The 23373-nt window shown below is 48.8% G+C and carries 11 protein-coding genes and 3 pseudogenes; 8 read left to right on the forward strand and 6 right to left on the reverse strand.

What is annotated here, in order from left to right; all coding sequences use genetic code 11:
• Positions 1-117: 117 nt before the first annotated feature.
• The 4 genes from HBM92_RS12605 to HBM92_RS12620 all read right to left on the reverse strand — a co-directional run bounded on the left by HBM92_RS12605 (position 118) and on the right by HBM92_RS12620 (position 12185).
• A complete protein-coding gene (locus tag HBM92_RS12605; protein ID WP_162655242.1) occupies positions 118-8655 on the reverse strand; it encodes a beta strand repeat-containing protein in 8538 nt (2845 codons plus the stop codon).
• Between the two features lie 374 nt (positions 8656-9029).
• Positions 9030-9356, reverse strand: a complete 327-nt coding sequence (locus tag HBM92_RS12610) for a YdbL family protein (protein WP_001296049.1) — start codon at positions 9354-9356, stop codon at positions 9030-9032.
• A 7-nt stretch (positions 9357-9363) separates the two neighbouring features.
• Complete coding sequence (locus HBM92_RS12615; RefSeq protein WP_000698145.1) at positions 9364-9549, reverse strand: YnbE family lipoprotein; 186 nt, start codon at positions 9547-9549, stop codon at positions 9364-9366.
• Positions 9546-12185, reverse strand: a complete 2640-nt coding sequence (locus HBM92_RS12620; RefSeq protein WP_000900959.1) for a YdbH family protein — start codon at positions 12183-12185, stop codon at positions 9546-9548. The genes HBM92_RS12615 and HBM92_RS12620 overlap by 4 nt, the downstream gene beginning before the upstream one ends.
• A 207-nt stretch (positions 12186-12392) precedes the next feature.
• Here HBM92_RS12620 and ldhA point away from each other — a divergent pair, with 207 nt between their 5' ends.
• Entirely contained in the window at positions 12393-13382 is a 990-nt protein-coding gene (ldhA, locus tag HBM92_RS12625) for a D-lactate dehydrogenase (RefSeq protein WP_000762229.1), read from the forward strand.
• 110 nt (positions 13383-13492) lie between these two features.
• Entirely contained in the window at positions 13493-13915 is a 423-nt protein-coding gene (gene hslJ / locus HBM92_RS12630; protein WP_001296048.1) for a heat shock protein HslJ, read from the forward strand.
• Here hslJ and HBM92_RS12635 read toward each other — a convergent pair.
• Positions 13912-14178 (reverse strand): DUF333 domain-containing protein, encoded by a 267-nt coding sequence (locus HBM92_RS12635; RefSeq protein WP_001295715.1) that lies wholly within the window; start codon positions 14176-14178, stop codon positions 13912-13914. The genes hslJ and HBM92_RS12635 overlap by 4 nt on opposite strands.
• A gap of 273 nt (positions 14179-14451) precedes the next feature.
• Between HBM92_RS12635 and nifJ the strand changes: the two genes are divergently transcribed.
• The 4 genes and pseudogenes from nifJ (at position 14452) to HBM92_RS12655 (ending at position 20739) form a co-directional block, all read left to right on the forward strand.
• Positions 14452-17976, forward strand: coding sequence for a pyruvate:ferredoxin (flavodoxin) oxidoreductase (nifJ, locus tag HBM92_RS12640; protein ID WP_000628258.1), 3525 nt, complete (start codon positions 14452-14454; stop codon positions 17974-17976).
• A gap of 365 nt (positions 17977-18341) precedes the next feature.
• Positions 18342-19475 (forward strand): porin OmpN, encoded by a 1134-nt coding sequence (gene ompN / locus HBM92_RS12645; protein WP_000837933.1) that lies wholly within the window; start codon positions 18342-18344, stop codon positions 19473-19475.
• A gap of 140 nt (positions 19476-19615) precedes the next feature.
• A complete protein-coding gene (gene uspF, locus HBM92_RS12650) occupies positions 19616-20050 on the forward strand; it encodes a universal stress protein UspF (RefSeq protein ID WP_001295593.1) in 435 nt (144 codons plus the stop codon).
• 88 nt (positions 20051-20138) lie between these two features.
• Positions 20139-20739, forward strand: a pseudogene (locus tag HBM92_RS12655) (metal ABC transporter permease).
• 1226 nt (positions 20740-21965) lie between these two features.
• Here HBM92_RS12655 and HBM92_RS12660 read toward each other — a convergent pair.
• A pseudogene (locus HBM92_RS12660) lies at positions 21966-22081 on the reverse strand (DUF1627 domain-containing protein); the annotation flags it as partial.
• A gap of 12 nt (positions 22082-22093) precedes the next feature.
• On the opposite strand from HBM92_RS12660, the pseudogene HBM92_RS12665 reads away from it, so the two are divergent.
• Together HBM92_RS12665 and ttcA are read left to right on the forward strand one after the other, a co-directional pair.
• A pseudogene (locus HBM92_RS12665) lies at positions 22094-22324 on the forward strand (tyrosine-type recombinase/integrase); the annotation flags it as partial.
• Positions 22325-22375: 51 nt separating this feature from the next.
• Entirely contained in the window at positions 22376-23311 is a 936-nt protein-coding gene (gene ttcA, locus HBM92_RS12670) for a tRNA 2-thiocytidine(32) synthetase TtcA (RefSeq protein ID WP_001157412.1), read from the forward strand.
• Positions 23312-23373: the final 62 nt, after the last annotated feature.

Raw genomic sequence — 23373 nt, forward strand, 5'->3', positions numbered from 1 at the left:
CTGTTGTCCTGAAAGACACGAAACCCCAGGCAGGTTAAGACACGTCAAGCACCGCATCCGGCAATAAAAAACCGCAACCTGTATCAGCGTTGCGGTTTATGTATTACATGCTAAAAATTAGAATGTTTTCTTGAAGTTTAGCATCACACCTTTATCGCTGATGCCGTCTTCTTTCCAGTGGAATGCATCTACCTGCAACGCACTTTCCTGGCTGCTGTATTTCACACCCATTGTCGCCAGGCTGTTGAAACCACCACCATTCTGACCATCATCAATGTTGAAACGCTGGCTTCCCGCGCCCGAAATGCTCGCAGTTCGCTGACTTTTCACATAGCTCAGATTCGGCCCACCTTCCAGCGTGGCGTTCGCACTCCAGCCTTCTTTCCCTGCATAGTCCAGTTTCAGCCCAACGATGCTGTCCACCGCCGTTTCGCTGCCGCTGTTCATGCTCAGGTTAAAGTCACCCGCATTGCGTTCCTGATAGCCACCTTCCAGTGTGTGACGCAGTTTCACACCCGCATAAGGTGTCACATTCAGACCTTCACGCAGTTCAAAGGTTTTTGCCCCTTCACTACGGAATTCCAGATACTGCTGTTTCACATTAGCATCAGCGGTTTTATTGACGTCGCCGTAAGCTATCGAGCGACTGCTATCGAGATTATGCACATCATAACGCAGGGCGTTATTCCAGCTCATACCGTTGTCAAACGCCATCTGGTGTTTCAGACCGAAGAACTGGCTGTAACCGCCAGTCACACCATTATCGCCTGCGGTATCTGAACCATTACCATCCAGACGCGCAATACCGTATTCCAGACTCAGATTCTGATATTCAGTCAGTGTCATGGATTTACGCAGCGCCATCATGTCGTACTGTGTATTATTTCCCAGTTCAGCACGCGGGTCGCCTTTCGCTACCACGTTGAAGGCCAGACCGTTTGCAACTTCCGGTGCAGCATCTGACAGCATGCTGAAACGGTTACTTAACACTCGTGCTTCATTGAATACCGTGGTTGCCTGGCTGCCGCTAATTTGTTTCAGCGCACTGTTCAGTTCAGCAGTCGTTCCTACGTTCAGACTAGTGTACAGGTCGTTATTGGTGTAACCCGTATCCAGTACCTGAGCGACATTATTAACTGAAGAATCCGTCACAACATCCGTATAGGCGTTTTTGGTCATCGTGACGTCTACGTTGCCGCTTGCATCAGTGCTGCCCTGAGCATTCCACATTACCGTGGAAGAAGAAATATTCTCAGCCCCGGAAATATTTTCACCTTTGAAAACATCATTAATCACAACAGTCGTGTCGGCAGTACCTGCACTGAATCCGGTATTTACCTTGACGTTGTCGCTGATGACAAGGTTATTGGCTTTCAACATACCAGAGGTGCCATCGCTATTGGTACCAATAGTGTAGTTAGTCAGTTTTTGCTGTGCACTGGAGTCCGCAGGTACTGTGGGTACTGACCCCTGCGTAGGTGTGCTCGTTGCGGCAGGAACAATAATATCAGTAGTACTGTTATGATCGTTCAGTGTACCGGTGGTGCCCGGTGCATAAATATCACATCCCATATCACACAGCAGGTTGATTTCACCATTATTGATGATCGTTTTAGTCTGTCCTCCGAAAGCCCAGGAGTTATCTGCGTAAACGTTAATTACACCGCTTTGTGCGTTATTAATTGTCGTCTCACGGCCATTCCCCTTGATACCAATTAAACCAGTACCGTTAGTGCCGTCCGCTTTACCCTGCGCCGTACCGACATTGATGGTCCCACTGTTCACCAGTTGAACCGTATAGCTGGTGGTTCCCCCGCTGATAGCGACTGCACCATCACCCTGCACATTAATAGTGCCTGCGTTGGCAAAGTTATAGCCGCGACCAAGATCAATTAACAGTGCATTAGGACTCACGCCGCTAATTACACCCGTATCGGTATTCCAGATCCATTTTCCGTTGCTGTTAGAACCCGTACTTGCCGTTTTAATCGCACTGTAGCCGTTGGTCGCGGTAATAGTGCCGCGGTTAACTTGCGCGAGTGAATCGCTGGTGCGGGTTATGTTAACAATGGCATTTTCTCCACCCGAAACGGCGCTGTTGCTGTTGCTGAGTATTGCCCCCGCTTCGTTATAAAGCACAAAGCTGCCGCCGATGAGCGATGTACCATCAGCCGTGACTGTCATACTTCCGGTATTAACCACATTTTGCCTATAGCTGTTGCCAACTATAGATCCGCTGAAATTACCCTCGTTAAAAAACGAGTTACCACTCGTTAACATTAACAGGTCGGTAATAATGCTACCCGATGCACGGTTATAGACATTCGCTGCTGCACTAATGGTGTCAGAATCCAGTAATCCGCTATTTTCCAGCCCTTGCCCAACGGATAGCTCTCCGTTAATTGTCAGATTGGCCTTATCCTGGTTATAAAGCCACGCTTTGGCGGTCACATTACTATTTAGCGTTTCATTGCCGTAGTTTGCCAGCGCTTTGGTCGTCACAAACCCACCACTTGAAGCAGTTCGCATATCCGTTTCGCCGCTGCCTGTTAGTGCTGACAGCAGATCCAGATTATCTGGGGTAGCCCCCATATGGGGATCTGCACTGTCCATTGGAGAACCGAGAAGGTTTATCTCACCATAATTCAGGATTGTCCCTGTACCGTCGTTATAAAACGCCTGGCCGGTATCGACATTAATATTAATCACGCCAGTTTTATCGTTAATAGCAGTGCCGTGTTGATAAACCGCCATACCAACTAGCGTATTTGCACTCAGACTACTGCTATAGTTTTCATTTTTCTCCAGGTTAATCGTACCTTGGTTAATAACCATATTACTACCGCCGTAAGCGGCCATACCGACCCCAGCATTATAGACACTAATCACACCACCTAATTGGTTAATAGCTGTGACATTTGCATCCGGGCTACCATAGCTATCTGAACCTACCGCCATCCCTGCACCATAATAACGGGCATTACTGATAGCGATATTATCGGGTAACGCAGTGGTATCGTTAGCATCAACCCATAGAGAGTCCAGTTTGATGGTGCCAGCATTTTCTATAATCGCTTGAGTAACCGCCAACATACCCACGCTACCGCGTCCATACATATCAATAATGCCGTTTACATTATTAATGCCCATAGCACCGGTTTTAGAAAGCATTCCGGTTATGCCCGTAACGCTATTATTAAACAACTCATCATAAGTAACGTCGGTCGTCTCAAATCGATTAATAACGCTACTTTGCTCCATGACCTTCCCGATGATGGTGCCGTTGTTAACAACACTGCCTCCATCGGTACTTAACAGAGCATTAGTACCTGACATCATGTTGCCGTAATCGTACTGTGATAGCGTAATGTTGCCATTATTAGTGCCCGACGTATCTTCACCTGACACTGAAATAAAACCGATATTTTGGATATCTATATTGCCATTATTGATGACCTTAGAACCTGTAGTAGCCTTTATAATCTTCGGTACTGGCTCGTAATAGTTATTAAACGATTTAATATCCTTTACACCCAACAAAGCATCACGACCAATTTCCAGGATAGCTTTATTTTTTAACTGAATAATGCTTGTATAGCCTAAAGGAAGGTCGCCACCTATTGTCGAAGTCCCATTCAAATATACTGATGAGTTCCCATCAACGCTGATTATGGAGGTATCACTAAATCCTTTACGCAGAGATGCAATATCTGAACCATCCGCCAGTATTTTTTGCTCACCGATAAACTGTATACCGCCATTTAGGCTTATTGTATTATTATCACCAGACACAATCAGCCCGGAGATATTTTCTTGACTCCCATCACGCTTGCCATGAGATCTTGAGGTTAATTCGCTGTCAGAGACAACTGTTAATTCGCCATTTAGAGATACTGTATTATTGTTACCCGTGACATTCACCCCGACAGATGACTCGAAGAAATAGTCTGCCGCATTATCTGCAGTTTGATCTTTATCAACCAAGATATTGCCAGCGATATCAATGTCGTTACTATCACCAGAAATGTCGACACCCATCGCTTTCTGCCCAGTAACATTAAGATCTTCTACTGCCAGCGTCACGCTGTTGCCATCTCCGCTGAGCACCATTCCTGTTGAGATGTCACCTACATCCATACTGCCAGTTAATGAGATAACTCCCTCACTGGTTGCGATGCTAAACCCAGTAGCTGAATTATTGACGTCAATATGACCCGTATTGGCAAAGGTCGCTCGATCACCATTAATCAGTACACCAACCGAATCTTTATCCGTGACAGTTATATTGCCTTTGTTGATTACAGTGGCGCTATCACCAGTGATATCAATGCCGTGACCGCCGCCGCTCACATCCAGCTCGCCGTCCTGGTTCACCACCGCGTTGTTACCCGCGATTTCAGTTCCGGTCGAACCCTGTCCGTCAACGGTGGTATTGCCACTGTTGTTGGCCGTCGCATCATCACCCGTAATGCGGGTTCCGGTGCCGCCATCAAGGATCGTGCTGTCACCGTCGTTGTTGACGATGGCTTTGTCACCGTTAATCTCAGTGCCTGTGGAATCTTTTCCGTCAACGGTGGTGCTGCCGTTATTGTTTACGGTGGCTTCATCACCGTTAATCTGCGTGCCGGTGCCGCCGTTACTGATGGCACTGTCACCGTCGTTATTGACAACCGCCTTGTCGCCGTCGATCTGAATACCGATGGAATCCGGATCGGTGACAGTCATGCCGCCTTTGTTGTCCACCGTCGCGCTGTCGCCGGTGATATCAATCCCGTGACCGCCGCCGCTGACATCCAGTGTACCGTCCTGATTCACCACCGCGTTATTACCCGCGATTTCGGTACCGATCGAGCCCTGACCATCAACGGTGGTTTTACCGTTATTGTTCACGGTGGCTTCATCACCGTTAACCTGCGTGCCGGTGCCGCCGTTGCTGATGGCACTGTCACCGTCGTTGTTCACGACCGCCTTGTCGCCGTCGATCTGAATACCGATGGAATCCGGATCGGTAACGGTCATACCGCCTTTGTTATCCACCGTTGCGCTGTCGCCGGTGATATCAACCCCGTGACCACCGCCGCTGACATCCAGCTCGCCGTCCTGGTTCACCACCGCGTTATTACCCGCGATTTCAGTTCCGGTCGAGCCCTGACCATCAACGGTGGTTTTACCGTTATTGTTTACGGTGGCTTCGTCGCCGTTAACCTGCGTGCCGGTGCCGCCGTTGCTGATGGCACTGTCACCGTCGTTGTTCACGACCGCCTTGTCGCCGTCGATCTGAATACCGATGGAATCCGGATCGGTGACAGTCATGCCGCCTTTGTTGTCCACCGTCGCGCTGTCGCCGGTGATATCAATCCCGTGACCGCCGCCGCTCACATCCAGCTCGCCGTCCTGATTCACCACCGCGTTATTACCCGCGATTTCAGTTCCGGTCGAACCCTGACCGTCTACGGTGGTATTGCCACTGTTGTTGGCCGTCGCATCATCACCCGTAATGCGGGTTCCGGTGCCGCCATCAAGGATCGTGCTGTCACCGTCGTTGTTGACGATGGCTTTGTCACCGTTTATCTCGGTACCCGTGGAATCCTTGCCGTCAACGGTGGTGCTGCCGTTATTGTTCACGGTGGCTTCGTCGCCGTTAACCTGCGTGCCGGTGCCGCCGTTGCTGATGGCATTGTCACCGTCGTTGTTCACGACCGCCTTGTCGCCGTCTATCTGAATGCCAATCGAATCCGCATCCGCGACGGTCATACCGCCTTTGTTATCCACCGTTGCACTGTCGCCGGTGATATCAATACCGTGACCGCCGCCGCTCACATCCAGCTCGCCGTCCTGGTTCACCACCGCGTTGTTACCCGCGATTTCAGTTCCGGTCGAACCCTGACCATCAACGGTGGTATTGCCGCTGTTGTTGGCCGTCGCATCATCACCCGTAATGCGGGTTCCGGTGCCGCCATCAAGGATCGTGCTGTCACCGTCGTTGTTGACGATGGCTTTGTCACCGTTTATCTCGGTGCCCGTGGAATCCTTGCCGTCAACGGTGGTGCTGCCGTTATTGTTCACGGTGGCTTCGTCGCCGTTAACCTGCGTGCCGGTGCCGCCGTTGCTGATGGCATTGTCACCGTCGTTGTTCACGACCGCCTTGTCGCCGTCTATCTGAATGCCAATCGAATCCGCATCCGCGACGGTCATACCGCCTTTGTTATCCACCGTTGCACTGTCGCCGGTGATATCAATACCGTGACCGCCGCCGCTCACATCCAGCTCGCCGTCCTGGTTCACCACCGCGTTGTTACCCGCGATTTCAGTTCCGGTCGAACCCTGACCATCAACGGTGGTATTGCCGCTGTTGTTGGCCGTCGCATCATCACCCGTAATGCGGGTTCCGGTGCCGCCATCAAGGATCGTGCTGTCACCGTCGTTGTTGACGATGGCTTTGTCACCGTTTATCTCGGTGCCCGTGGAATCCTTACCGTCAACGGTGGTGTTGCCGTTATTGTTCACGGTGGCTTCGTTGCCATTAACCTGCGTGCCGGCGCCGCCGTTGCTGATGGCGTTGTCACCGTCGTTGTTCACGACCGCCTTGTCGCCGTCGATCTGAATACCGATGGAGTCAGGATCGGTGACAGTCATTCCACCTTTGTTGTCCACCGTCGCGCTGTCGCCGGTGATATCAATACCGTGACCGCCGCCGCTCACATCCAGCTCGCCGTCCTGATTCACCACCGCGTTATTACCCGCGATTTCAGTTCCGGTCGAACCCTGACCGTCTACGGTGGTATTGCCGTTATTGTTTACGGTGGCTTCATCACCGTTAATCTGCGTGCCGGTGCCGCCGTTACTGATGGCACTGTCACCGTCGTTATTGACAACCGCTTTGTCGCCGTCGATCTGAATACCGATGGAGTCCGGATCGGTGACGGTCATACCGCCTTTGTTATCCACCGTTGCGCTGTCGCCGGTGATATCAATACCGTGACCGCCGCCGCTCACATCCAGCTCGCCGTCCTGGTTCACCACCGCGTTGTTACCCGCGATTTCAGTTCCGGTCGAACCCTGACCATCAACGGTGGTATTGCCGCTGTTGTTGGCCGTCGCATCATCACCCGTAATGCGGGTTCCGGTGCCGCCATCAAGGATCGTGCTGTCACCGTCGTTGTTGACGATGGCTTTGTCACCGTTTATCTCGGTGCCCGTGGAATCCTTGCCGTCAACGGTGGTGCTGCCGTTATTGTTCACGGTGGCTTCGTCGCCGTTAACCTGCGTGCCGGTGCCGCCGTTGCTGATGGCATTGTCACCGTCGTTGTTCACGACCGCCTTGTCGCCGTCTATCTGAATGCCAATCGAATCCGCATCCGCGACGGTCATACCGCCTTTGTTATCCACCGTTGCACTGTCGCCGGTGATATCAATACCGTGACCGCCGCCGCTCACATCCAGCTCGCCGTCCTGGTTCACCACCGCGTTGTTACCCGCGATTTCAGTTCCGGTCGAACCCTGACCATCAACGGTGGTATTGCCGCTGTTGTTGGCCGTCGCATCATCACCCGTAATGCGGGTTCCGGTGCCGCCATCAAGGATCGTGCTGTCACCGTCGTTGTTGACGATGGCTTTGTCACCGTTTATCTCGGTGCCCGTGGAATCCTTGCCGTCAACGGTGGTTTTACCGTTATTGTTCACGGTGGCTTCATCACCGTTAACCTGCGTACCGGTGCCACCGTTACTGATGGCACTGTCACCGTCGTTATTGACAACCGCCTTGTCGCCGTCGATCTGAATACCGATGGAATCCGGATCGGTGACAGTCATGCCGCCTTTGTTGTCCACCGTCGCGCTGTCGCCGGTGATATCAATACCGTGACCGCCGCCGCTCACATCCAGCTCGCCGTCCTGGTTCACCACCGCGTTATTACCCGCGATTTCAGTTCCGGTGGCGCCTTTGCCGTCGACGATGGTTTTTCCAGTGTTGTTTACTGTGGTATTGTCGCCCGTAATAACGAGCTCACCGTTGTGATTATATTGCCACTTCGTTGCACCATCTGCGCTCATCCCTTCAAGGGCAACCGTGTTATTCGTTTCATCAATCTGCCAAAGATTAATAGTCGCCTTACGCCCATTGCTATCTTGCAGAGAAATAGTCCCGTCAGCATTCTCGGTATAAGTAAAAACTGAATCGCGAATAGTTAACGTTTTTTCTGTTTTATCGAGGATAACGTCATTATTAAACGAAATCGGTTTGGGAGGCGTCGGGGTATCATCCGGACCATCGTCTGGTATTATCTCATCTCCGCCAGGAGTTGGAGGAACTGGAGTGTCGTCTGAATCATCATCAGGTGGAGTTGGTGGAAGTGGAGAATTATTGCGATGATGATCATCATCGTCGTTTAGTTCCACTATGGCTAAGGTTGTGATTAACGCAGTAGCAGCACCTGTGACAAGCCATGGCATCAGGTTCTGTTCGACTACAGAGGAGCATTCAGAGGGTAAGCGTTTAAGCTCTTCTGGACTGAGTTTTCCAGGATCTGCTGGACAAGTCACATTGGTATTTTTCTTTTCACCTGTGGTGGTTTCTATTTCTGTAATATCTGCCGCCCAACCCTGACCACTCAGAGCTAATGCAATACAGGCCGACAATAGAGTTTTCCTTTGCATAATAAATCCTTCTGGCGAATATAAAGAAGGTCGGATACCCTGACCCGACCAATTGATTATTTAAAACATAGAGGACGTCCAATATTGCCAGTAGATTGTTACCTAATCAAACATATTCTCTGACAATCTGGATTTATAATACAGAGAAATAAATAAACCCGCGAAACATACAAATTATGTATATTATATAAATTATAAATTCAAATGCGTCACATAGATATTTATTTAATGAAAAAACGGTATAAATCAATACTCGAATAAATAAATTAGAGCCGAAACATAACTCATCCTTATAATTAAAAGAGCAAAATGTTTCCGGAAAATAGATTAAACGTCTTCTCCTGTAGCGTTATCCCGATATTGCGGTTTTGCTATTAAAATTTTCGCACCCATTTACCGTTTATCCCTTGTACATATTCCCCGGGTTTGGCCCGTTCTACGAGCTTTTGCCCGGCGAGTTTCGCGATATCATCCACCGACACATTATTTTGCTTTGCCAGTTGTTGATAGCTCGCTTTACGTTCGGCATTGATGTCGGTTACTAATTTCTCAGTTTCAGCATCTGTTTTCAGCGCAACCAGATAACCATAAAATGTTTCCCCTACCCGCCCCTGAGTTCTGGCTTCATCCAGAGTCAATGCCATTACATTGCTGCTTACCAAGCCAACAAGAAATGCACAAAGAAGTAATGTTCTTTTCATCATCACCTCAAAAAAGATCGCTACGGGTCTCAAGCAGCTCTTCGACATCTTTGTCTGCCTTGATGATGATCTCATGCTCAATTTTAACGTTCATATTGATAGTGATCGGTTCCTTAGGTGCAGCGACTTCAATGCGAGGCGTACAGCCAACCAGCATAAAAGATGACGTCAACGCAGCCAGTAAAATTTTCATTGTTTATCCTCACACTCTTTTCCTTGCGAACAGTCATTTCCCGGTAGACGCGCGTTCTGCTCCAGCCATGCCTGGAGATTATCGCCAAAGCGTAAACTGCGCCACAGCGTAAAAATATTCTCTTCATGATGGTAATTAAGATTTACCGTACCGCTTTTACCATCAACGCGACTGGTACCTGTAATATTGGCCTGCATGGTTAATAAACCGAGATTATCTAAATTAATTTTTGTCGATGAACGGCTAATTTCCATATAGCGCAACCAGTTAATTGCTGAACCCGCGGTCATATTGTCTTTCACCACCGCATCTGCGGTGTCTTTATCCAGCCGCAAGGTCATTGGCCCGCTATTTGCCAGCCAGCCGTCTTTCACTATCCATTTTTCGTTGTTTAGCCATAACGGCAATGCACCACTAAATGCCCCGGACATGGCGAATTGTTTCGGATTGACGGCGCTAACCAGTTCGCTGGAGGAAAGATTATTCAGCCGCAACAGCGCCGGGTCATGTTGCGGCATACGTAATTGTTTCATCAGCACGTTACCGCCTAACACATCAACGCTAACATCAGTCAACAGCAATGGTTCTTCTTCAGTCCACGGATAACGACCTTGCAAATCAGCCGTAATATTTTTCGCTGTCACCAGATTAATCACTTCGGCAATTCGCAACGTAACGGGACCGCGAGTCCCCAGATGCCAGGCTCCATCGGCAAAACGGAAAGGCAGGACAAAATCGACACCGTTAACCTGATTATCTGGCATCCAGGCACTACCACCCTTCAACACGCCGTGCCCTCCCGCGCGGAATCCTTGTTCAGGCGCAGCTGAAAATGCAACCTGAGCATACAGTTCACCATCGCGTAAGTTCATCTTCCAGTCGGGTGGCACCAGCGGCTGGAATACAGTCAGTGATTGTTTAGGCCACCAGGCGTTACCGCGCAGACGAATACCGTCCCAGCGACCATTTACCCGAACCGGGCCAATCTCACCAGCATGTAAATCGCCTTTAAAGAGGAAATACGTCGGATCACGCCCATCGACACTAAATTTTAAGGTTGATGGCGGTAACACACTGCCGCCAGTGAACAGCGTTTGCCCGGCGTCCAGTGACAGCGCGCCGCTGAATGAGGGATGCTGTGCGTCACGTCCCCAGACGACGGGCTTGTCGAGAATTAATCGCGGCTTTTCTACCGTCATCGTACCGTATTGTAACTGGTCGAAACCGGTGGAGAGATCGGTCAGCGTAATCGTGCTGTCATGCCACTCACCTTTTCCTGCGACATCCCAGGTGGCATTCATCGGTGTAAAACTCCCTTTTCCCCAGTAGCGCCACTGCCAGCGGCCAGCGTCAGGGAGAAAATCATTCGCCAGCCCATCCATATGTAGCACGAAATCGCCCAGTTCATTTTCATGCGCCTGCAAAATGGCCTGCAAACGTCCGTCAACACCACGTTGGGTGACTTTTACACCCGCTAAAGGCCAGCGGATTTCATCGATGTCCAGCGAATCAATGACTCTTCCCTTCGAACGTAATAACGCGCCTGGCTCAAAGGTCAGCGTTGGGTCAGACAGACTTCCGCTTAGCTGCGCAGGTAAACGGGCATATAAAATGAGGTCCGCCTGTTTCGCTTCACCGGTCAGCTGCAGAGACAGCTGGCTGTTATCCATGCTTAATTTTCCTGGGCCAAAATTTAACACCGCGTTGCCTTTACCCGCTTGTCCCTGGGTCAGCACACTCAGTCGCCCGCTGACCAGAGCGTTCTCGAGCCCTGCCTGCCAGTTGTCGACTTTGACACCCAGTCGGCCACTTAAAGGAAAACCTGCATACGGCCAGCTCCAGCGACCATCGCTTACGGTCAATTGTTGACGAGTAATTTGCCACGGCAAATCGAGCAACGGATCGCCGTTATCCCGTGCCAGCACAATCAATTGCCCGCTATTTTCCTGCCAGTCCAGCTCGGCATCCACCAGTGAAGGCTCCTGCGGTAAGTTTAACGTCGCAGTAGCATGACCACTTACCGGAAGTCCATCCGGCACGAGCGGCATAGTAAATTCCCCCACCAGTTTTACCGGCGGCTGATTTTCAAACGCGGCGACATCCAGTTCGCTGACTGTAAGTTGTTGCCCTTTCAGCTGGCCTTGAAATTTAACTTTTTCGCCCTGATAACGCAGTTGCTGGATATCGGAGGTTAATGCGAGAGAGAGTTTTCCCTGCCATTCCTGCCAGGGAGAAAAAATCAGTTTATCGATATTGATCCAGGTGTTAGGCAGCATGGACTGCCACTGCGCGAGGGTTTTTGGAGCGGCTGGCGATTGCTCCGTCTGCGGCAATTTCGCCAGACAAGCAGAATCAAGTTCTACCGTGCCGACGTTCAATAACCAGCGGCTGGGATGTGAAAGGCTGGCGTTGGTGATATGCGCAAGCTGACAATCTCCCACCAGATAACGGAGATCGGGGATGATTAAACCTTTACGCGTAATGCGTGGGCTTTCATCTAATGCAATACGTGTCCCGAGCGGTAGCCAGATGCCCGCCAGCGTGGGAACCCACAGCCCTAGCGTCATCAGCAGCGTCAACGGCACAAGAATAATCAGTAATAACAGCGCGAGAACGGCTTTATATTTACCCAGCATGGGTAGTCAATATCCTGATTTAGCGAAAAATTAAGCATTCAATACGGGTATTGTGGCATGTTTAACCGTTCAGTTGAAGGTTGCGCCTACACTAAGCATAGTTGTTGATGAATTTTTCAATATCGCCATATCTTTCAATTATATTTGAAATTTTGTAAAATATTTTTAGTAGCTTAAATGTGATTCAACATCACTGGAGAAAGTCTTATGAAACTCGCCGTTTATAGCACAAAACAGTACGACAAGAAGTACCTGCAACAGGTGAACGAGTCCTTTGGCTTTGAGCTGGAATTTTTTGACTTTCTGCTGACGGAAAAAACCGCTAAAACTGCCAATGGCTGCGAAGCGGTATGTATTTTCGTAAACGATGACGGCAGCCGCCCGGTGCTGGAAGAGCTGAAAAAGCACGGCGTTAAATATATCGCCTTGCGCTGTGCCGGTTTCAATAACGTCGACCTTGACGCGGCAAAAGAACTGGGGCTCAAAGTAGTCCGTGTTCCAGCCTATGATCCAGAGGCCGTTGCTGAACACGCCATCGGTATGATGATGACGCTGAACCGCCGTATTCACCGCGCATATCAGCGTACCCGTGACGCTAACTTCTCTCTGGAAGGTCTGACCGGCTTTACTATGTATGGCAAAACGGCAGGCGTTATCGGTACCGGTAAAATCGGTGTGGCAATGCTGCGCATTCTGAAAGGTTTTGGTATGCGTCTGCTGGCGTTCGATCCGTATCCAAGTGCGGCGGCGCTGGAACTCGGTGTGGAGTATGTCGATCTGCCAACCCTGTTCTCTGAATCAGACGTTATCTCTCTGCACTGCCCGCTGACACCGGAAAACTACCATCTGTTGAACGAAGCCGCCTTCGATCAGATGAAAAATGGCGTGATGATCGTCAATACCAGTCGCGGTGCATTGATTGATTCTCAGGCGGCAATTGAAGCGCTGAAAAATCAGAAAATTGGTTCGTTGGGTATGGACGTGTATGAGAACGAACGCGATCTGTTCTTTGAAGATAAATCCAACGACGTGATCCAGGATGACGTATTCCGTCGCTTGTCTGCCTGCCACAACGTGTTGTTTACCGGGCACCAGGCATTCCTGACAGCAGAAGCTCTGACCAGTATTTCTCAGACTACGCTGCAAAACTTAAGCAATCTGGAAAAAGGCGAAACCTGCCCGAACGAACTGGTTTAATCTTGCCGCTCCCCTGCATTCCAGGGGAGCTTATTCAGATAATCCCCAAAGACCTTTCATCCTCTATTCTTAAAATAGTCCTGAATCAGAAACAGTAATTGAGAACCACAATGAAGAAAGTAGCCGCGCTTGTTGCGCTAAGCCTGCTGATGGCGGGATGTGTAAGTAGTGACAAAATTGCTGTAACGCCAGAACAGCTACAGCATCATCGCTTTGTGCTGGAAAGCGTAAACGGTAAGCCCGTGACCAGCGATAAAAATCCGCCAGAAATCAGCTTTGGTGAAAAGATGATGATTTCCGGCAGCATGTGTAACCGCTTTAGCGGTGAAGGCAAACTGTCTAATGGTGAACTGACCGCCAAAGGGCTGGCAATGACCCGTATGATGTGCGCTAACCCGCAGCTTAATGAACTCGATAACACCATTAGCGAAATGCTGAAAGAAGGTGCACAAGTGGATCTGACCGCGAACCAGTTAACGCTGGCGACCGCGAAACAGACATTAACTTATAAGCTGGCGGATTTAATGAATTAATAGCTGCCACAGCTCCCGGCGGCAAGTGACTGTTCGCTACAGCGTTTGCCGTTGGGTAATGCACACATCCCAATCGCCGTACCATCCAGTTGGCGGGCAACAGAAAGCGAACCGCCGATCATTGCACAATTTGCTTCTCCACTACTGGACATCGACGCTTTTAAACCTGGCGCTACGTGCGCCGCAGTCGCCTGCTGAACAGGTTCACTACTACACGCCGACAACAATAAAGCGGCACACCCTACCCAAAACGCTGCTCGCATCTTTTCTTCCTCTGATCTTCAAGCCAAACGACACCGCCATAAATAATAGGCAGCACAGAGGGCGGCGTCGAGAGCTGTCCTGCGCGTTGCCCCGCATTTTTACTTTTTTATGGCTATTTTTTTGCCCTCTGTTTGATCAAAACATTCATTACGCTGATGTGGGGGACACAAAAGCGAAAATGCAGAAGAAAGCCATTTGCTAAAATTGAACGATTACTACTGGGCGCGCAGCAATTTCGTGCGCCCCTCATTTGCGCAATGTAAGGGTGTCATATGATTACTATTGACGGTAATGGCGCGGTTGCTTCGGTGGCGTTTCGCACCAGTGAAGTTATCGCCATCTACCCTATTACCCCCAGTTCCACGATGGCAGAACAGGCTGATGCATGGGCCGGAAACGGCTTGAAAAACGTTTGGGGAGACACACCACGCGTGGTTGAAATGCAGTCGGAAGCGGGTGCTATCGCTACCGTGCATGGTGCTTTGCAAACTGGTGCCCTCTCAACATCGTTTACGTCATCGCAGGGTTTGCTGCTGATGATCCCAACGCTGTACAAACTGGCAGGCGAACTGACGCCGTTTGTCCTGCATGTTGCGGCACGTACCGTTGCCACACATGCACTCTCTATTTTTGGCGATCATTCCGACGTTATGGCGGTGCGCCAGACGGGTTGCGCGATGTTGTGTGCAGCAAGCGTCCAGGAAGCGCAAGACTTTGCTCTCATTTCGCACATCGCGACGCTGAAAAGCCGCGTGCCATTTATTCATTTCTTTGATGGTTTCCGCACATCTCACGAAATCAATAAAATTGTCCCGCTGGCCGATGACACGATTCTTGAACTGATGCCGCAGGCAGAAATTGATGCTCATCGCGCCCGGGCACTCAACCCGGAACATCCGGTGATCCGCGGTACGTCCGCCAATCCTGACACTTATTTCCAGTCTCGCGAAGCCACCAACCCATGGTACAACGCAGTCTATGACCATGTTGAACAGGCGATGAATGATTTCGCTGCCGCGACAGGTCGTCAGTATCAGCCGTTTGAGTATTACGGGCATCCGCAAGCGGAACGGGTGATTATCCTGATGGGCTCAGCCATTGGCACATGTGAAGAAGTGGTTGGTGAATTGCTGACCCGTGGCGAAAAAGTCGGCGTGCTGAAAGTTCGCCTGTACCGCCCCTTCTCCGCCAAACACTTGCTGCAAGCATTGCCGGACTCTGTTCGGATAGTGGCGGTGCTGGATCGCACCAAAGAGCCAGGTGCGCAAGCGGAACCCCTGTACCTGGATGTGATGACCGCACTGGCAGAAGCCTTTAATAATGGCGAGCGCGAAACCCTGCCCCGTGTCATTGGTGGGCGCTATGGTCTTTCATCCAAAGAATTTGGCCCGGACTGTGTACTGGCGGTATTTGCCGAGCTCAACGCGGCTAAACCGAAAGCGCGCTTTACGGTTGGTATTTACGATGATGTAACCAATCTGTCACTGCCGTTGCCGGAAAACACCCTACCAAACTCGGCGAAACTGGAAGCCTTGTTTTATGGCCTTGGTAGTGATGGCAGCGTTTCCGCGACCAAAAACAATATCAAGATTATCGGAAATTCCACGCCGTGGTACGCACAGGGCTATTTTGTTTACGACTCCAAAAAGGCGGGCGGCCTGACGGTTTCTCACCTTCGCGTGAGCGAACAGCCGATTCGTTCCGCTTATCTCATTTCCCAGGCTGATTTTGTTGGCTGCCACCAGTTGCAGTTTATCGATAAATATCAGATGGCTGAGCGTTTAAAACCTGGCGGCATTTTCCTGCTCAACACGCCGTACAGCGCAGCTGAAGTGTGGTCGCGCTTGCCGCAGGAAGTTCAGGCCGTGCTAAACCAGAAAAAAGCGCGCTTCTATGTGATTAACGCGGCGAAAATCGCCCGCGAATGTGGCCTGGCGGCCCGTATTAATACCGTCATGCAGATGGCTTTTTTCCATCTGACGCAGATTCTGCCTGGCGATAGTGCCCTCGCAGAATTGCAGGGTGCGATTGCCAAAAGTTACAGTAGCAAAGGCCAGGATCTGGTGGAACGCAACTGGCAGGCTCTGGCGCTGGCACGTGAATCCGTAGAAGAAGTTCCACTGCAGCCAGTTAATCCGCATAGCGCCAATCGACCGCCGGTGGTTTCCGATGCCGCTCCTGATTTCGTGAAAACCGTAACCGCTGCGATACTCGCCGGGCTTGGCGACGCCCTCCCCGTTTCGGCGCTGCCGCCAGACGGCACCTGGCCGATGGGCACCACGCGCTGGGAAAAACGCAATATCGCCGAAGAGATCCCCATCTGGAAAGAGGAACTCTGTACCCAATGTAACCACTGTGTCGCCGCTTGCCCACACTCAGCTATTCGCGCAAAAGTGGTACCGCCTGAAGCGATGGAAAACGCCCCTGCCAGCCTGCATTCGCTGGATGTGAAATCGCGTGATATGCGCGGGCAGAAATATGTCTTGCAGGTGGCTCCGGAAGATTGCACCGGTTGTAACCTGTGCGTCGAAGTTTGCCCGGCGAAAGACCGTCAGAATCCAGAGATTAAAGCCATCAATATGATGTCGCGCCTGGAACATGTCGAAGAAGAGAAAATCAATTACGATTTCTTCCTCAACCTGCCAGAAATCGACCGTAGCAAACTGGAACGTATTGATATTCGTACATCGCAGCTGATTACACCGCTGTTTGAATATTCAGGTGCTTGCTCCGGTTGTGGCGAGACGCCGTATATTAAATTGCTGACTCAGCTCTATGGCGACCGGATGTTGATCGCTAATGCCACTGGCTGTTCTTCAATATACGGCGGTAACCTGCCTTCAACACCATATACCACCGATGCCAACGGTCGTGGACCGGCATGGGCGAACTCGCTGTTTGAAGATAACGCCGAATTTGGCCTTGGTTTCCGCCTGACGGTCGATCAACACCGTGTCCGCGTGCTGCGTCTGCTCGATCAATTTGCCGATAAAATCCCGGCGGAATTACTGACTGCGTTGAAATCAGACGCCACGCCAGAGGTTCGTCGTGAACAGGTTGCAGCTTTACGCCAGCAACTCAACGATGTTGCCGAAGCACATGAACTGCTGCGTGACGCAGATGCACTGGTGGAAAAATCAATCTGGCTGATTGGTGGCGATGGCTGGGCTTACGATATCGGCTTTGGCGGTCTGGATCATGTATTGAGTTTGACGGAAAACGTCAACATTCTGGTGCTGGATACGCAATGCTATTCCAACACCGGTGGTCAGGCATCGAAAGCGACACCGCTGGGTGCAGTAACTAAGTTTGGCGAGCATGGCAAACGTAAAGCGCGTAAAGATCTTGGCGTCAGTATGATGATGTACGGTCATGTTTATGTGGCGCAGATTTCTCTCGGCGCGCAGCTGAACCAGACGGTGAAAGCGATTCAGGAAGCGGAAGCGTATCCGGGGCCATCGCTGATCATCGCTTATAGCCCATGTGAAGAGCATGGTTACGATCTGGCACTCAGCCACGATCAGATGCGCCAACTCACTGCTACCGGCTTCTGGCCGTTATATCGCTTCGATCCTCGTCGTGCCGATGAAGGCAAACTACCGCTGGCGCTGGATTCACGCCCGCCGTCAGAAGCACTGGAAGAAACGTTACTTCACGAGCAGCGTTTCCGTCGTCTGAATTCGCAGCAGCCAGAAGTGGCAGAACAGTTATGGAAAGATGCTGCAGCTGATTTGCAAAAACGCTATGACTTCCTGGCACAAATGGCCGGAAAAGCGGAAAAAAGCAACACCGATTAAATGCTCTGGATAAGGATCATCCAATTCTAAAAAAAAGCCCGGACGACTGTTCGGGCTTGTCTTCTTATGTGTTGGAAAATCAGTAGCAATGCAATGGCCCAACAGAAAATAAAATCTGTGACAATAAAGGCATATAACCCGCGCAGAATAACGTATAGAAAATTAAAAGTATAATTTTTATTTTGTATGTGTTATCTCCAATACATTCACCAGACTTATTATCATTTCTGAAGAATTATTTAATTAAGGTTTTACTTAAGGCGTAACAAATGATATTTATCGGCTAACTGAACTTCTCCTTTAGGATGTTTTCACTCCCCAAAATGGGGATGAAAGGCAAATAAAATAACTAAAGGATTTATTCAATGAAAAGCAAAGTACTGGCACTCTTAATTCCTGCCCTGCTCGCTGCAGGTGCTGCACATGCAGCCGAAGTTTATAATAAAGACGGCAACAAATTAGATCTGTATGGCAAAGTTGATGGCCTGCATTATTTTTCTGATAATTCAGCGAAAGATGGCGACCAGAGCTATGCTCGTCTGGGTTTTAAAGGCGAAACCCAAATTAACGATCAACTCACTGGCTACGGTCAATGGGAATACAATATTCAGGCAAACAACACCGAATCTTCAACAAACCAGTCATGGACCCGTCTGGCATTTGCCGGACTGAAATTTGCAGATTACGGTTCTTTCGATTACGGACGTAATTATGGCGTAATGTACGACATCGAAGGCTGGACTGATATGCTACCTGAATTTGGCGGTGACTCTTATACCAATGCAGACAACTTTATGACTGGTCGTGCCAATGGCGTCGCGACTTATCGTAATACTGATTTCTTCGGTCTGGTAAATGGTCTGAACTTCGCGGTGCAGTATCAAGGTAACAACGAAGGTGCCAGTAATGGTCAGGAAGGCACCAACAACGGACGTGATGTTCGCCATGAAAACGGTGACGGCTGGGGTCTTTCCACAACATATGATTTAGGCATGGGCTTTAGCGCTGGTGCGGCATACACCTCTTCTGACCGCACCAATGACCAGGTTAACCATACTGCGGCAGGTGGTGATAAAGCAGACGCGTGGACTGCTGGGCTAAAATACGATGCTAACAATATTTACCTGGCAACCATGTATTCAGAAACGCGTAATATGACCCCGTTTGGCGACAGCGATTATGCTGTTGCAAACAAAACCCAGAACTTTGAAGTCACTGCACAGTACCAGTTTGATTTTGGTCTGCGTCCGGCAGTCTCTTTCCTGATGTCTAAAGGCCGTGACCTGCACGCTGCCGGTGGTGCAGACAACCCGGCAGGTGTTGATGATAAAGATCTGGTTAAATACGCCGATGTTGGCGCGACTTACTATTTCAATAAAAACATGTCCACCTATGTTGACTATAAAATCAACCTGTTGGATGAAGATGACAGTTTCTACGCTGCCAACGGCATCTCTACCGATGATATCGTCGCTTTAGGTCTGGTTTATCAGTTCTAAATCCCCCTGCCCGCTGTTTTGGCGGGCTTTTTCTGCTTATTCTTCCTCCTTTGATCTAAATTAAAAATGTGAACTCCGTCATTACACAAAAAGTGTCATCTGGCGTTACACTTTATGCGGATACTAAAACAGGAGGTTTTATGAACAGAACGATTCTTGTCCCTATCGATATTTCCGATTCAGAATTAACTCAACGCGTGATTAGCCACGTTGAGGCAGAGGCAAAGATTGATGATGCAGAGGTTCATTTCCTGACGGTAATACCTTCGCTGCCCTACTATGCCTCTCTGGGTTTAGCCTATTCCGCAGAATTACCGGCAATGGATGATCTGAAAGCGGAAGCCAAATCGCAACTGGAAGAGATCATTAAAAAATTTAAACTGCCAACCGACAGAGTGCATGTCCATGTTGAAGAAGGCTCGCCCAAAGACCGCATTCTGGAATTGGCGAAGAAGATCCCCGCTCATATGATCATCATTGCTTCCCATCGACCGGATATCACCACTTATCTGCTCGGTTCTAACGCCGCAGCTGTAGTGCGTCACGCAGAGTGCTCCGTGCTGGTTGTGCGCTGACACTAACGCCCGCACATTGCTGCGGGCTTTTTGATTCATTTCGCAAATGTGCTGACATTTTCCCCTCTAATCATTACAATTTAAATTTATGAATTATGCATTGATAATCGCTATTATAATATCGTTCCCCTGTGCATTATTATCAGTTTTCCTGGTATTAAAAGGCTGGGCGCTAATAGGAGATGCAATGAACCACGCAATGTTTCCTGGCATAGTTCTAGCCTGGATTATAGGTATGCCGCTGGGAATTGGTGCATTTATTGTAGGACTGTCTTGTGCAATTGCAACTGGCTATCTGAAAGATAATAGCATCATAAAGAAAGATACCATTATAGGTATCGTTTTTTCAGGAATTTTTGTCTTGACTATCAACAGGCACAAGTCAGCGGATTACAGATATCATTATTACATTACGGTTTACTCTGCATGGTATCGCCTACCATTTTTGCCACATTAAAAGCAGTCGAAATTATTCTGTCTATATACTATTAATAGCTCCAGGGTCTATTGCTGTCCTCATCACGCATCGCTTTCATAAGGCATTACTTATCGCCGTAACGATATCAATAACAATATCAGGTGTATGGTTATTATATTTTCTCGATAGAGCCCCAGCGCCGACAATCGTCCTCTTATTTGCTGTAGCATTTCTTTTCGCGCTTATAATAATCAATTTTCGGAAACAATAATCTCAACAGTAGAATAAAGAGGCAAATCAATCATTACATATATAAGATGGTGCTAATATTGCACCGCCTTTAAATTGAACTTTATCCTTTCACCCTTACACAATTTAAGGAATGCAGATGACTATTTTATCAGCACCCAGCCTTTTTCCTGGTAATCGAAAACTTGAAAATCATTAACTCTAAGAAATTCTGCCAAATCGTTGAAATTACTTTAAATTAGACTCGAACAAATCAATCCCTGATGGGACTTTTACTTATCAATTTAATCGTGTAGATATCGACCTCCATCTGCCCGCCTCAGATTCGTACCTGGTGGAGGTCTTTTTTCGTTACCTCTTTCCCCCTTTAGTTCAGTATAAAATCATCAAACTAATGCTGTTCACACTATTTACCTCCAGCATTCTATATAAATAATAGAAATAAAAACCCCAATACATAGTGCATTGGCATGACCAAACATCAATGCCATTATACTCGCCTCTGTTAAATACTCGCTAGTTAATATGATAGGCACGCATGATATAACAATCCATATGCTAATACATAAATACATCAGTATTTTTCTCATAGTCAGTCCCTGTGATTAACAATCAAGGCATAGTTAAGCATATTTCACATTCAAACGTAAACATTATTAATAACATTATGTCAATCGAACTGACATCACGATTCAAGCCCTCTTCAGACTGAAGGTTAGAGCAGCGTAGAACATTTCAAAACAATACACTAAAAAAATACTTGAACAAAAAACTTAATTCTTTTTTATTGTGAACTTTAGTAATTTTGTCATGCAACTCTTTATTACATTTAGGCCTATCTTATTTCATGGCAACGCAGATACAGGACCATTTCTTGTGCTATGGATAAGTAATAAGCTAGTTACATCTTATTAAGAGAACCATTTTTACATATCAAGATATCATCACCACCCACAATGAATTAAGTATTTTTCTTATTCTTTAGATTAGATACGTAATGAATCCCTAACTCCATTCGGGTGTCATGGTTCTTTCATTTGAAATACATTCATATCCAATGTAATATTTCCATGCGCAAATATAACCACCAACCATACCCATCATTTATTACAGAGAATTATTTTATTCACCGAAAAGTTTCACAAAATATCCCCTGATAGAAAACTAAAAAACACTGCATAATATCGCTATTCTGGCACTTGCGAAAAATTATATTCTGCACTTGTTGTAGCGTTCTATTTCTCCGCCTGGCAACGAATGCACAATGTCCGCCACAGTTTCTGTTCTAATTTCTTCCTGTGTTACCGCATCCTGTACGGGTAGCGCAACACCAGCATGCTAAGCAAGGCTTTCCCATCAGATTTCACTACGACTATTTGGGAGCGAGATGGAATGCAGCAGTAAAACGTGCTGGTATTCGCCGCCGTAATCCGTACCATACGCGACATACTTTTGCCTGCTGGCTGTTGACGGCAGGAGCGAACCCGGCATTTATAGCCAGCCAGATGGGGCATGAAACTGCGCAGATGGTGTATGAAATTTACGGTATGTGGATTGATGACATGAACGACGAACAGGTAGCCATGTTGAATGCGCGGTTATCGTAGTTGCAAAGTTTGCCCTCAATATGCCCCACTTAGTACCAGAGAACTGAAATAATGCAAGAAAATCAACAAATTACAAAGAAAGAACAATACAACCTGAACAAATTACAAAAACGTCTGCGTCGTAACGTGGGCGAAGCCATTGCTGACTTCAATATGATTGAAGAAGGCGATCGCATCATGGTTTGCCTCTCCGGGGGTAAAGACAGCTATACCATGCTGGAGATTCTGCGCAATTTGCAGCAAAGCGCGCCAATCAATTTTTCGCTGGTGGCTGTTAACCTCGATCAAAAGCAACCGGGCTTCCCGGAACACGTTCTGCCCGAGTATCTTGAAACGCTGGGCGTTGAGTACAAGATTGTTGAAGAGAACACTTACGGTATCGTGAAAGAGAAGATTCCGGAGGGCAAAACCACTTGCTCACTGTGTTCTCGTCTTCGTCGCGGTATCCTTTATCGCACCGCAACGGAACTGGGGGCGACGAAGATCGCGCTGGGTCACCATCGTGACGATATCCTGCAAACGCTGTTCTTAAATATGTTCTACGGTGGCAAGATGAAAGGTATGCCTCCGAAACTGATGAGCGATGATGGCAAACATATCGTGATTCGTCCGCTGGCCTACTGCCGCGAGAAAGATATTCAGCGCTTTGCCGATGCAAAAGCGTTCCCGATTATTCCGTGCAACCTGTGCGGTTCTCAGCCTAACCTGCAACGTCAGGTAATTGCTGACATGTTGCGTGACTGGGATAAACGTTATCCGGGGCGTATCGAGACGATGTTCAGCGCAATGCAGAATGTGGTGCCGTCGCATCTGTGCGATACCAACCTGTTCGATTTCAAAGGCATTACCCACGGTTCTGAAGTGGTTAACGGGGGTGATCTGGCGTTTGATCGCGAAGAGATCCCACTACAACCAGCGGGCTGGCAGCCAGAAGAAGATGAAAATCAGTTGGATGAGTTACGGCTGAATGTGGTTGAAGTGAAATAACCAGGATAGCGCCCGATACGCAAGCGTATCGGGCTACTCTTATGGAGGCCGGATAAGACGCG

The sequence above is a fragment of the Escherichia sp. E.sYA108 genome (genome assembly GCF_011754335.1).
GTDB classification, from domain to species: domain Bacteria; phylum Pseudomonadota; class Gammaproteobacteria; order Enterobacterales; family Enterobacteriaceae; genus Escherichia; species Escherichia coli.